Source organism: Caulobacter sp. SL161, from assembly GCF_026672375.1.
Lineage (GTDB): Bacteria > Pseudomonadota > Alphaproteobacteria > Caulobacterales > Caulobacteraceae > Caulobacter.
The window spans coordinates 586,877-599,322 of record NZ_JAPPRA010000001.1; the positions used below are offsets into that span (position 1 = coordinate 586,877).

At 66.2% G+C, this 12,446-nt stretch carries 11 protein-coding genes and 1 riboswitch; of the genes, 2 read left to right on the plus strand and 9 right to left on the minus strand.

Translation table 11 applies throughout. The annotated features are described in order from the left end of the window. Positions 1–17: 17 nt before the first annotated feature. From OVA11_RS03075 to OVA11_RS03085, 3 genes are all read right to left on the minus strand, one after another. Complete coding sequence (locus OVA11_RS03075) at positions 18–2,720, minus strand: PAS domain-containing sensor histidine kinase (protein WP_268066105.1); 2,703 nt, start codon at positions 2,718–2,720, stop codon at positions 18–20. A 97-nt stretch (positions 2,721–2,817) separates the two neighbouring features. Continuing rightward, on the minus strand, positions 2,818–3,501 hold the full coding sequence (locus OVA11_RS03080; RefSeq protein ID WP_268066107.1) for a Fe2+-dependent dioxygenase: 684 nt from the start codon (positions 3,499–3,501) through the stop codon (positions 2,818–2,820). Between the two features lie 150 nt (positions 3,502–3,651). Beyond that, on the minus strand, positions 3,652–5,973 hold the full coding sequence (locus tag OVA11_RS03085; RefSeq protein ID WP_268066109.1) for a TonB-dependent receptor: 2,322 nt from the start codon (positions 5,971–5,973) through the stop codon (positions 3,652–3,654). A gap of 148 nt (positions 5,974–6,121) precedes the next feature. Then, a riboswitch (ZMP/ZTP riboswitch) is annotated at positions 6,122–6,203 on the plus strand. Between the two features lie 26 nt (positions 6,204–6,229). Between OVA11_RS03085 and OVA11_RS03090 the strand changes: the two genes are divergently transcribed. Then, positions 6,230–6,862 (plus strand): LysE family translocator, encoded by a 633-nt coding sequence (locus OVA11_RS03090; protein WP_268066110.1) that lies wholly within the window; start codon positions 6,230–6,232, stop codon positions 6,860–6,862. 46 nt (positions 6,863–6,908) lie between these two features. Further along, positions 6,909–7,643 (plus strand): ribonuclease T2, encoded by a 735-nt coding sequence (locus OVA11_RS03095; protein WP_268068884.1) that lies wholly within the window; start codon positions 6,909–6,911, stop codon positions 7,641–7,643. Here OVA11_RS03095 and OVA11_RS03100 read toward each other — a convergent pair. The 6 genes from OVA11_RS03100 to rbfA all read right to left on the minus strand — a co-directional run bounded on the left by OVA11_RS03100 (position 7,626) and on the right by rbfA (position 12,437). Next, positions 7,626–8,012, minus strand: a complete 387-nt coding sequence (locus OVA11_RS03100; RefSeq protein ID WP_268066111.1) for a type II toxin-antitoxin system VapC family toxin — start codon at positions 8,010–8,012, stop codon at positions 7,626–7,628. The genes OVA11_RS03095 and OVA11_RS03100 overlap by 18 nt on opposite strands. After that, the gene (locus OVA11_RS03105) at positions 8,013–8,255 is read right to left on the minus strand and encodes an antitoxin (protein WP_268066113.1); all 243 of its coding nucleotides are present in this window, start codon (positions 8,253–8,255) and stop codon (positions 8,013–8,015) included. Between the two features lie 126 nt (positions 8,256–8,381). Then, positions 8,382–10,520, minus strand: a complete 2,139-nt coding sequence (gene pnp / locus OVA11_RS03110; RefSeq protein WP_268066115.1) for a polyribonucleotide nucleotidyltransferase — start codon at positions 10,518–10,520, stop codon at positions 8,382–8,384. A gap of 248 nt (positions 10,521–10,768) precedes the next feature. Next, on the minus strand, positions 10,769–11,038 hold the full coding sequence (rpsO, locus tag OVA11_RS03115) for a 30S ribosomal protein S15 (RefSeq protein ID WP_010917925.1): 270 nt from the start codon (positions 11,036–11,038) through the stop codon (positions 10,769–10,771). A gap of 14 nt (positions 11,039–11,052) precedes the next feature. After that, on the minus strand, positions 11,053–11,985 hold the full coding sequence (gene truB / locus OVA11_RS03120; protein ID WP_268066117.1) for a tRNA pseudouridine(55) synthase TruB: 933 nt from the start codon (positions 11,983–11,985) through the stop codon (positions 11,053–11,055). Positions 11,986–11,987: 2 nt separating this feature from the next. Continuing rightward, positions 11,988–12,437, minus strand: coding sequence for a 30S ribosome-binding factor RbfA (rbfA, locus tag OVA11_RS03125; RefSeq protein ID WP_268066119.1), 450 nt, complete (start codon positions 12,435–12,437; stop codon positions 11,988–11,990). Positions 12,438–12,446 lie beyond the last annotated feature (9 nt).

The following is a 12,446-nucleotide window of genomic DNA, read 5'->3' on the forward strand; positions in this document are numbered from 1 at the left end:
GGTTTGGGGGAACGGGGTTAGGCGACGGCGCAGCGGGGGTCCGGCTCGATCCTGGACAGTCGCAGGATTTCGGCCACCAAGGCGCCGGGTGAGATCGGCTTGGCGGCGACCCCGTCCATGCCTGCGGCGCGATAGGCGGCCCGCTGATGGGCCATGACATTGGCGGTAAGGGCGATGATCGGCGCCCGGCTCGCCGGGCCGGGAAGGGCGCGAATCCGTCGCGCGGCTTCAAGCCCGTCCATGCCGGGCATCTGCACATCCATCAGGATCAGGTCAAAGCGGCCATGCTCCGCGACTTCGACGCCCGCAGCGCCGTCGTCGGCCACACGGACTTCCGCGCCCAGCTGCTCAAGGATGCGACGCGCCACCAGCTGGTTGGTGGGATTGTCCTCCACGACAAGAACTTTCAGGCCGGTCAGCAGCTCCGAGGTCTCGCTGGCCTGGGCGCTCGGCGGGGCGACGGGCGGCGCGGCGATGGTCAGTGAGAATGTCGAGCCTTCGCCGGGGACCGAGCGGAAGGACACCTCACCCCCAAGCATGCGCGCCAGCTTGCGCGTGATCGCCAGCCCCAGACCCGAGCCGCCGAAGCGGCGCGTCGTTCCCGCATCGGCTTGTTGGAAACGTTCGAAAAGCCGCTTCTGGGCCTCCAGCGGCACCCCGACCCCGGTGTCGATGATGTCGAACACCAGATGCGGCCCAGCGTCGGTGATGCGGCGCTGCGCGCGGACGGTCACCGAACCCTTCAAGGTGAACTTCACGGCGTTGCCGATCAGATTGAACAACGCCTGGCGTACGCGCGTGGGATCGGTCTCGATCCAGCCGAGGTCGTCCGGGAGATCCAGTTCCAGGCGCAGGCCCTTGTGCGCCGCCTGCGCGGCCAGCAGCCGGGCGACACCCCGCACGAGGTCACGCGGGTCGACGGGCTCATGGTTCAGGTCCAGGCGCCCCGCCTCGATGCGGGAGATATCGATGACGTCGTCCAGCAGGGTCGACAACATCTGGCCGGCGGCGAGCGCCTCGTTCAGCAGGCTCGCGCTGTCTCCCGGCGGCAACTCGCGCTTCAGGACATGCATGACGCCCAGCACCCCGTTCATGGGGGTGCGGATTTCGTGACTCATATTGGCCAGGAACTGGGCCTTGGCCTCGCTGGCGGCCTGGGCCGCGCGCTCGGCTTCGATCAAGGCCAGCTCGGCCTTCTTCTTCTCGTCGATGTCGAGGATCAGGCCCACGGCCTTGAGCGCCTTGCCCTGGCCGTCGCGGCGGACCTCGTGAAAGATCCGCGCCCACCGCGCCTCGCCACCGGGCGAGAGCAGTCGCACCTCATGCTCTTGGGGCGTGCGGCGACCCTCACGTCGCCAGGTGGCCGCAGTTTCGTAGAGCTGGGTCAGGTCCTCCGGATGCACCATCGGCCAGATCCCCTCACGGACGTCCTGGTACTCGATCCGACGCCCCATCATCCGATGGAACTCCGGCGACCCCCAGAAGGCCTGCTTCTCGTGGTCGATCTCGTAGACGCCCGCCCGCGCCGCGCCCAGGGCGACCTTCAGCCGCCGCGCGTTGTTCCGCGCCTCGCGCCGCGCCTCGGTCAGGGCGGTGATCTCGTCCATATAGGTGATGACACCGACAATCTCGCCGGCGACGTCGCGCCAGGGCCGCGCCTCCCAGCGAAACGCGTGCTCGATCCCCTCCGCGTCATAGAGGCGATCCTCGCGACGCGTCACCACCTCGCCCGAAAGCGCGCGAGCGACGCGGTTCACGAAGCGGCGGCGCGTCCCGTTGGTCAGTTCGGTCAGGGTCTTGCCGATGACCTGGGCTTCGGTTGAGCGGAAGATCTCCAGGAAGCGCGGACTGACCATGCGTAGCCGCATGTCGACGTCATAGACCGCCACCGCGAACGGCGCGTCCTCGATCAGGCGGCGCGCGCGGCGCTCGCTCCAGATCGCCTTGTCACGGCTGCGGGCCACGTCGGTGATGTTCTGCGACACGCCCTTCAGCGCGAACCCGGACCCGGGTCTGGCCTCAGTGCGGTAGGTCGCGCGCAGCGTGAACCAGCGGCCGTCGTTGGCGCGCAGCCGGTATTCCAGCGCCCCCCCTTCGCCGGTTCGCGCCGCGTGAACGAAGGCCGCCTGGACCTCGGCGCGTTGGTTTTCGGGCAGGCGCGCGAGGAACAGTTCCGGTGTGGCGACGTCCTCGGGCGAAACACCCATGAGAGCGAGGGCGTCGGGGGCCCAGTCGATGCGTTGCGTCTCAGGCTCGTAGCTCCAGACGCCGATACCAGCCTCCTCGGCCAGCAGGGCCTGGGTGCGTCGCGCCGCCTCCAGCTCGAGGCGCGCCTCCACCTCTGCGGAGATGTCGTGCATCACGCCGACCATCTCGCCGTACGGACCCAGGCGCGAGCGGCCCTGCAGCCAGATCCAGCGGTCGTCCTTGCAGCGGATCTTGAGTTCATTGATCGCCGAGCCCGTCTGGCGCAGTCGTCGACCCGTTTCGACCAGCGCGGCCTGGCTGTCGGGGTGGACGAACTTGATCGTCGGCTGGCCAACCAGTTCGTCCCTGGCCCAGCCGGTCAGGTGCGTCCAGGCGTCGTTGACGCTGATGAACCGGCCCTCGGCGGAAATGACCGTGAACAGGTCGCTGGCGTTGTCGAAGAACCAGCGCGCAGCCTCACCCTCGCCGAACGACGAGGTGGGCGCGGGCACGGGGGTCGACGCCTGGGACATCCGATCTCCAAAAGTTGGGCGGATGTTGGGGCGCAACCGTAAACTTATGGTTCGCGCGACGTAGCAATGTTCGGCGAACGCGATAGGCCGTCTTGGCCTAGACCTCGGCCCATTGCCGCAGGAGGTTGTGATAGACCCCGGTGAGCGACAAGATCGCTTCGTCGTCCCGCTCCACCTTGCGCGACAGCTGCTGAATGGCGACGTCCATGTCCAGCAGCAGGGAGCGCTGCGCGTCGTCGCGGATCAGGCTCTGGATCCAGAAGAAGCTGGCCGTGCGCCGGCCACGCGTGATGGTCGTAACGTGATGCAGGCTGGTGCTGGGGTAGAGAATGGCGTCTCCCGCCGCCAGCTTGACGACGTGATCGCCATAGAGGTCGTTCACCACCAGCTCACCGCCGTCATAGTCTTCGGGTTCGGCCAGGAAGAGCGTGCAGGACAGGTCAGTGCGCAGGCGCTGGCCCGTGACCGCATCGCGTCGGATGGCGTTGTCGACATGGTCGCGGAACCCCATGCCTTCGCCATAGCGGTTGAACATCGGCGACAGGATGGTGCGCGGCAGGGCGGCCGAGACGAACAGCGGGTTGGCCTCCAGCGCCTGAACAATGATGGCCCCGACGTTTCGGGCTTCGGCGCTGTCCTGGGGAAGTTGCTCGTTGTTCTTGGCCATGGCGGCCTGGAATCCGGATGTGACATTGCCGTCGACCCAGGGGCCCGCGTCGAGGATCGCCCGGCACTCGGCGACCTGGGCCTTGGTCAGCACCTCGGGAATCTGCAGCATCATCGGCAATGTCCTATTTGCGAGCCATTCCTATCTGGATGGTCCGCGTCTTCCTTTGATCCGGATCAGATCATCGTCTGGCCAAAAGGAAAAACGCCCCGACCGACACAAGCCGGACGGGGCGCTTGGTGTGAAGCACCGTAAGGGGGAGGATCAGTACTTCACATTGAGGGTCAGGATCGCTTGGCGACCCGGCGCCGGATCGGCGTGGTGCACGCCGTTGGTGCGGGCGATATAGCGCTCGTCCGTCAGGTTCTGGATGTTGAGCTGAAGATCAACGCCCGTGCTGACCGCCCACGAGGCGAAGGCGTCATAGCGCCAGTACGCCGGGGCGTAGATGCGGTTGGTCCCGCCGCCGGCCCCGCCCTGGTTGCCGCCGAAGCTCTTCGACACATGGTAGGCGCCGCCGCCTAGCGCGATCTTGCGGGTCACTTTGTAGGTCGTGAAGCTGGAGATGCTGTGCTTGGGCGTGTTGGCCAGCGGGTCGCCCTGGTTGACGCTGGTATAGGCGCCGCGGACCAGTTCGCTGTCCATGTAGGTGTAGCCGCCGAACACCTGCCACTTCGGGGTGATGTTGCCCGAGACGCCGAGTTCGAAACCCTTGACCTCGACTTCGCCGACCTGGGCGTAGGTGCTGGCGTCGATCTGGATCTGGGCGTTCTTGCGGTTGGTCTTGAACAGCGCCGCCGACAGGGCCAGCGTGTCGTGGAAGACATTGGCCTTGGCGCCGGCCTCGAAGCTCTCGCTGTCTTCCGGTTCCAGCTGCACGGTGGCGAGGTTTCCCGTGCCGGTCGCGGTGTTGCTGTTCTGGTCACCGGCCGCGATGCCGGGCGGCGTCGAGGCGGTGCTGTACGACATATAGAGGCTGGACCCGGGGGTCGGCTTGTAGACGAGGCCGACCTGATAGTTGGTGAACTCCCAGGATCCGCTGCGCGGGGTGTAGGTCACCGAGGTGAAGACCCCGTTGGCTTGCGTGGTCGCGACGTCGACGCCCTTGCTCTCGTAGCGATCGTGACGCAGGCCCAGGTTCAGCAGCACCTTCTCGCCGAACTTCACGGTGTCGAAGCCATAGAGCGCGGTGGTCTTGGCGACGTTGCGGGCGGCCGGAGCCCGGTTGATGACGCCGGTCCAGGCGTCCTTGTCGTTGGGCGCGTAGACCAGGGTGCAGTCGCCGGCTCCGAGGCTCGCCAGGGTGGTCGCGGCGATGGTGAAGCCGGTCGGGCAGGCCGCGCCCGAGGTGGTGAAGGTCGAGTAGGTGGCGTTGCGGTTTTCCTCGCGGCTCAGCTCCAGGCCGACGTCGAAGCTGTGCTCGAGGCCCAGGAACGTCTTCTTGCCGCGCAGATCGGTGACGGCGGCCACGGTCTCGGTGGGATTCCAGCGGGTCTTGGTCCCGCGCTTCATCCACCACTGACCCTGGACGAACTGCGCTGCGCCGCCGTCGCCGGGGTTGGTGACGATGTAGTCGTTCAGCGACTTGGAATAGCGCACGACCTGCCGCAAGTTCAGCGTCTCGTCGATGCGGTGATCGATGGCGAAGGTGGCGATGTCCGACTTGGTCTTCTGGTAGTCGCGCGAGGCGACGCCGTAAAAGCTGCGCGGATCCACGGCGAGCACGCCCGAAGCGGTCCGCGCCTGGGTCGTCTTGGTCACCAGCGGAATGCCGTAGTCGGGTGTCTGATTGCCTTCCAGGTGGTAGTAGCTGGCGGTGAGCTGGGTGTCGCTGTTCAGACCGATCGCCAGCGAGGGGGCCACGCCCCAGCGGTCGAAGTCCACCGACTTGCGGCCCGGCGTATCGCCCTGGGTGGCCAGCACATTCAGGCGCACGGCGACGCTGTCGTTCAGGGCGTGGTTCAGGTCGGCTGTGGCGCGGACATAGGCGTCGGTGCCAACGCCGACCGAGCCGCGGGCGAAGCTGTCGGCCTTCGGGGTTTTGGAAGACAGATTAATGCTCCCGCCGCCCGAACCGCGACCGCCATAGGCGCTGTCGGGGCCCTTTACGACCTCGACCTGCTCGAGATTGAAGATCTCGCGGACCTGGCCGCCGGAGTCGCGCACGCCGTCCACGAAGACGTTGTTGGCCGAGGCCTGCCCACGGATGAAGGGCCGGTCGGCCAGTGGCTGGCCACCTTCACCCGCGCCGAACGTGATGCCCGGCGAGGTGCGCAGGATGTCGGCCAGCGAGGTGGCGGCGGTCTGCTCGATGATCTTGGCCGGGATCACGGTCACGGACTTTGGCGTATCGACCAGCGGCGCGGTGAACTTGCTCGACGAGGGGTCGGCGACTCGCTTGGCGTCGATGGTCACGGACGAGACCGACCGGTCGTCGGCGCCGGCCGTGGTGATGGCGGCGTCGGCGCTGTCGGGGCCGGCGACAGCGGCCTGGGCGAGGCCAAGCCCGGCGACGCCGGCGACGGCGGCGATACTCAAGGCGCGACGAGGCCGGCTCACAACGCCGGTGAAGTTCGGGTTACGCATGATGGTCCTATCCCCAGGGGACGCCGCAAGTCGCGCCCCTCCTGAAATTGCGAGGCGTTCTTATCTGTGTTGCGCCGCTGTCGCAATGATAATTATTCGCAATAACAATGATCGCGCTTCTCGGTGAACCGCACGCTTGATAGGCTAGCCGCGTTCGCGCGACTGGCGTTCGGAGGGAAATGACCCTCGGGAAGCGTGGACTTTCAGAGCCGTTCGCCTGGGCGCCTAACTCCAATCTGCTGAAGGAGTCGCGCCTGTGCCCGAGGCCAAGACCTGGATCGCCTTCACCCTTGTCTGTCTGGGCATGGCCCTGACGCCTGGGCCGAACATGCTGTATCTGGTCAGTCGCTCGATCTGTCAGGGGCGGTGGGCCGGGATCGTGTCGCTGATCGGCACGGGGGCGGGTTTCGTCGTCTACTTGCTGTGCGCGGCGCTGGGCATCACCGCGCTCCTGATGGCCGCGCCGATCGCCTACGATCTGCTCCGTTTCGGCGGCGCGTTGTATCTCGCCTGGCTGGCGTGGCAGGCGATCAGGCCCGGCGGCGACTCGCCGTTCCAGGTGCGCGACCTGCCCAAGGACAGCCCCGCCAAGCTGATCACGATGGGCTTCGTGACCAACATGCTGAACCCTAAGGCGGCGATGTTGTACCTGTCGCTGCTGCCGCAGTTCATCAAGCCCGAGCATGGGGGCGTCTTCACCCAGTCCCTGGCGCTGGGCCTGACCCAGATCTGCGTCAGCCTGACCGTGAACGGCGTCATCTGCCTGGCGGCTGGAACCATCGCCGGCTTCCTGGCCGCCCGCCCCGGCTTCGCGCTCGTCCAGCGCTGGCTGATGGCCACGGTGCTGGGCGGACTGGCGGTGCGGATGGCCACCGAGGCGCGGCGCTGATCGCGGCTTGACGCTTCGGCAGGGTGCGGGCCTATCGAGGCGTTCGCTGGAGTCGCCGATGAAGACCGCCCCCGCCGCCATCCTGGCCGCCGCCCTGACCCTTACGGCCGCCGCAGCGCAGGCCTCCAGCTTCCAGGCGTGCGCCGTGCCCAACGACGTCACGCCCGCGCCGACCGAGATCCCGCCGCCCGACGAGATCCATCCTAACGTGCCGATCGCGGCCTATCTGCTGGCCCTCTACTGGTCGCCGGAGGCCTGCCGCGCCGGTATCCCGGAGTCCGACAAGGCGATCCAGTGCCAGGCCAATCGCTTCGGCTTCACGGTGCATGGCCTATGGCCCAACGGGCCCGATCGGGTGCATCCGCGCTATTGCCGCTCAAGCCCGCCGATGCGGGTGAAGACGGTGAAGGCCAATCTCTGCATGACGCCCTCGCCCTGGCTTCTGCAGCACGAGTGGCAGGCGCACGGGACCTGCAACTGGAAAACCCCCGAGGCCTATTTCAAGAAGACCCGCCAGATCCGCGAGCGGCTGAACGTGCCGGACCTCGATCCAGGTCCCGACGGGACCATGACCGCCGGCGAGATCCGCAAGGCCTTCATCGCCCGCAATCCAGGCGTGCCCGCCCAGGGCCTGAACGTACGGATCAAGCAGGGCCGCCTGACCGAGGTCTGGGTGTGCATGGACCTGAAGTTCAAGTGGGCGGCCTGCCGGGGCGGCAATGGACCGGCGGATGCTGTGGTGGCGGCGGTGACGCCTCGAGCCTCACCAGGCCAGCAATGATAAATCGGGAATATCTCTGAAGTCGTCGGCGTTGAACGTCACAAGCGTCGCCCGATGGGCCAGCGCCTGGGCGGCGATCATGCGATCGACGACCTTGCACCGAGAATAGCCCGCCGCCTCGACAATCCGGCGATACGCGTCGGCTGGCGCCTCGTCGAAGTCGAGAACGGGCAACACCTTCAGCATAGCATCCAGACGGCTGCGCCGAAGACCTGCCTGGGTCGCCTCGCGATAGACGCCGCCCTCCAGTTCCACCCGACTGATGATCGACAGCAGGATCGCGCCCTCCAAAGCCGTGATCCGCGTGGCGACGTCAGGGTCGCCATCGCGCAAATGGATCGCGACATTGGTGTCGAGGACGTAGGCCACTCAGAGGCCGGGACGTTCGGGAAACAGATCCTCGTCCCGAATCTCGACGCTGTCAGGACGCGGCATTTGGTTCAGCGTCGCGACAAGGTCGGCGATCGAGCCCTTCGACGGATAGATGGTCAGAACGTCGCCGGATCGGATCAGGGTCAGCTCGACATCGGCGCCGAACGCCAGATCGCGCGGCAGACGTACGGCTTCGCTGTTGCCGCTTCTGAACGTTTTGCCGGTCGCTCGGGCTATCACAAGACTCCGTCAATATGCGTATATACGTTCTGGCTGGCCTGACGCCAAGGCCCCCAAACGCAAAACGGGCGGCCCCCTTCGGAGCCGCCCGCCTGATAGCGTCCGGAATGGGAAGCTGAAAAAGCCTTAGGCTTCTTCGGCCGCCGCTTCCTTCTTCGACAGGTCTTCGCCGGTTTCCTGGTCGACGACCTTCATCGACAGCTTGGTCTTGCCGCGGTCGTCGAAGCCCAGGAGCTTGACCTTGACCATTTGGCCTTCCTTCAGCACGTCCGACGGCTTGGCGACGCGTTCGTTGCTGATCTGGCTGACGTGGACGAGGCCGTCCTTGGCGCCGAAGAAGTTCACGAAGGCGCCGAAGTCGACGACCTTCACGACCTTGCCGTCGTAGATCTTGCCCACTTCCGCTTCGTCGGTGATCGACTTGATCCAGTCGATCGCGGCCTTGATCTTGGCGCCGTCCGAGGCCGAGACCTTGACCACGCCGTCATCGTTGATGTCGACCTTGGCGCCGGTGGTGGCGACGATCTCGCGGATCACCTTGCCGCCCGAGCCGATCACTTCGCGGATCTTGTCGGTCGGGATGTTGATGGTCTCGATCTTCGGCGCGAAGTCGCCCACGTCGGCGCGCGGCGCGTCCATGGCCTTGTTCATTTCGCCCAGGATGTGCGCGCGGCCTTCCTTGGCCTGAGCCAGGGCCTGCTCCATGATTTCCGGCGTGATGCCGGCGATCTTGATGTCCATCTGCAGCGAGGTCAGGCCTTCGCTGGTGCCGGCGACCTTGAAGTCCATGTCGCCCAGGTGATCTTCGTCACCCAGGATGTCCGACAGAACCGCAAAGCCGTCCTTTTCCAGGATCAGGCCCATGGCGATGCCCGAGACCGGACGGACCAGCGGCACGCCGGCGTCCATCATGGCCAGCGACGAACCGCAGACCGTGGCCATCGAGGACGAACCGTTCGACTCGGTGATCTCCGAGACCAGACGGATCGTGTAGGGGAAGTCTTCCTTGCTCGGCAGCATCGGGCGCAGGGCGCGCCAGGCCAGCTTGCCGTGACCGATCTCGCGACGGCCCGGCGAGCCCATGCGGCCCGTCTCACCGACCGAGTAGGGCGGGAAGTTGTAGTGCAGCAGGAAGGATTCCTTGTAGGTGCCTTCCAGGGCGTCGATGAACTGCTCGTCGTCGCCGGTGCCCAGGGTGGCGACCACGATCGCCTGGGTCTCGCCGCGGGTGAACAGGGCCGAACCGTGGGTGCGCGGCAGGATGCCGACTTCGCCCAGGATCGGACGGACGGTCTTCACGTCACGGCCGTCGATGCGCAGGCCGGTGTCCAGGATGCCGCGACGCACGACGTCGGCTTCCAGTTCCTTGAAGATCGCGCCCAGCTTCAGCGGGTCGTAGCCGGTCGGGTTCTCGTCCGACAGGCCCAGAGCCGCGACGGCCTTCTTCTTGGCGGCGCCGACCGCTTCGTAGCGGTCTTGCTTCTTCTGGATCTTGTAGGCGGCGGCGATGTCGGCGCCCACCAGGTCCTTCATCTTGGCCTTGATCGCGTCGGTGTCTTCCGGCTCGAACGCGAAGGGCTCCTTGGCGGCGTGCTCGGCCAGCTCGATGATCGCGTCGATCACGGCCTGCATCTGCTGGTGGGCGAAGTTGACGCCGCCCAGCACGATCTCTTCCGAGAGCTCCTGGATTTCCGATTCAACCATCATCACGGCGTCGGCGGTGCCGGCCACGACGAGGTCCATCTTGCTTTCCTTCATCTCGTCGAGAGTCGGGTTCAGCACGTAAGCGCCGTCGACCCAGCCCACGCGGGCCGCGCCGATGGGGCCCATGAACGGGGCGCCCGACAGGCACAGGGCGGCCGAGGCGGCGACCATGCCCAGGATGTCGGGATCGTTCTCTAGGTCGTGCTGCAGCACGGTGACGACGACCTGGACTTCGTTCTTGAAGCCCTTGACGAACAGCGGACGGATCGGACGGTCGATCAGACGGGAGACCAGGGTCTCCTTTTCCGACGGACGGCCTTCACGCTTGAAGAAGCCGCCGGGGATCTTGCCGGCCGCGAAGGTCTTTTCCTGATAGTTGACCGTCAGCGGGAAGAAGTCTTGGCCCGGCTTTTGGCTCTTGGCGAAAACAGCGGTGGCCAGGACGACGGTTTCGCCCATGGTGGCCAGAACGGCGCCGTCGGCTTGACGGGCGATGCGACCGGTTTCGAGGACCAGCGTCTTGCCGCCCCACTCGATCGTCTTGCGTTTGATATCGAACATTTTTCTTCTTTCGGTTCCCGCGGGCGGATTCCCGTCGGGGCGGACAGGGGCGGACGGCTAACGGAAGCCGGCCCGATGATCCTCATCCAGTGTGACAGGCGGGTTTGAGGACGTGAACCCTCGGACAGTCGGATGACCCGGTTGAACGAGCTATCCGCAGGAGGCCTGACGTCCGGCCTATCTCGGCCGCCGGGCCCCAAATACGCGATCCGCCGCCCTGCCTGAGCGGGGCGGCGGATCTTGATGCCTTAGCGACGCAGGCCCAGCTTTTCGATCAGGGACTGGTAGCGAGCGGCGTCGGACTTCTTCAGGTGGTCGAGAAGCCGGCGACGCTGGGAAACCAGCTTCAGCAGGCCACGACGGCTGTGGTTGTCCTTCTTGTGCGTCTTGAAGTGCTCGGTCAGGTTGGCGATACGCTCGGAGAGGATCGCGACCTGGACTTCGGCGCTGCCGGTGTCACCCGTGCTACGGGCGTGTTCGGCGATAAGAGCGGCCTTGCGCTCGAGAGTGATCGACATCGGGTTGTCTCCGCTCAGGTGAGTTGGAAGACCCGCACGGGATTGAGCTTCCCAGCGCGCATCTCGCACAGGGCCACCAACCTGTCGCCGGACATGGCGGAAACGGTGCGATCGCCGGGCGGAAGCTCGGCTTTCAACGTTTCCACTTGACGCGGAAGCAGGACGATGGCGCGTCCCTGTGCAAGCCGGAAGGCGTCTTCGTCGGTCACGGCCAACGCCGGGATGTCGTCCAGCGCGGTCTCGACCGGAAGCAATGCCTCCGACAGCCGGGCCTCATAGCTCAAATTCTCCAGAGTTTCCAGCGCTATCGCCGAGGCCTCGGAGAAGCCGCCCACCCGCGTACGGCGAAGATCGGCCACGTGACCGCAGGTTCCCAGCGCCTTGGCCAGGTCGCGGACCACGGCGCGGACATAGGTGCCCTTGCCGCATTCCATCGTGAGCGTCACGTGATCGGCGTCCGGCTGATCGATCACCTTGAGGTCGAAGATGCTTACCTTGCGGGTCGGCAGTTCGAACTCGACGCCGTCGCGCGCCAGATCATAGGCCCGCTCGCCGTCGACCTTGATGGCCGAGAAGTTGGGCGGAACCTGATCGACCTCGCCGATGAAGGCCGGCAAGGCCGCCTCAACCTGCTCCCGCGTCGGGCGCACGTCCGAGGTCGCGGTGGTCTCGCCTTCGCGGTCCAGCGTCGTTGTGTCGCGGCCCCAGGCGATGGTGAAGCGATAGGCCTTGTCGGCGTCCATCAGGAACGGAACAGTCTTGGTCGCTTCGCCCAGGGCGATCGGCAGGATGCCGGTGGCCAGCGGGTCCAGCGTGCCGGCGTGGCCGCCCTTCTGGGCGTTGAACGCGCGACGCACGCGGGAGACGGCCGTGGTCGAGGTCAGGTCGTAAGGCTTGTCCAGGCACAGCCAGCCCGAGACAGCGTCGCCCTTCTTGCGGCGGGCCATGCTCAGGCCTCGTCTTCGTCGTCGACCACGTCGGACAGGCGGCGGGTGTCCTGCTGGACGCGCGGATCCAGGAACAGCTTGTCCATATAGGCGGCCGTGCCGAAGCTCTCGTCGTGGATGAACTTCAGGTCCGGCGTGAACTTCATGTCGATGCTGCGGCCGAGGCGCCCGCGCAGGAACTTCGACACCCGGTTCAGGCCCTTGATGATGTCCGTCGTATCCTGGCCGGTCAGGCCCGCGCCTAGCGGTTCGACAAAGCAGATGGCGTGCTTCAGGTCCGGGCTCATCCGCACTTCGGAGACGGTGACCGAGATGTTGTGCAGCGCCTCGTCCTGCAGCTCCTCCTCGCGGAGGATCTCCACGAGGGCGTGACGGATCAGTTCGCCGGCGCGGAGCTGGCGTTGCGAGGGGCCGCTCAGGGCCCCCTTCTTGGGGTCAGATTGGCGCTTCATGGCGCGGAG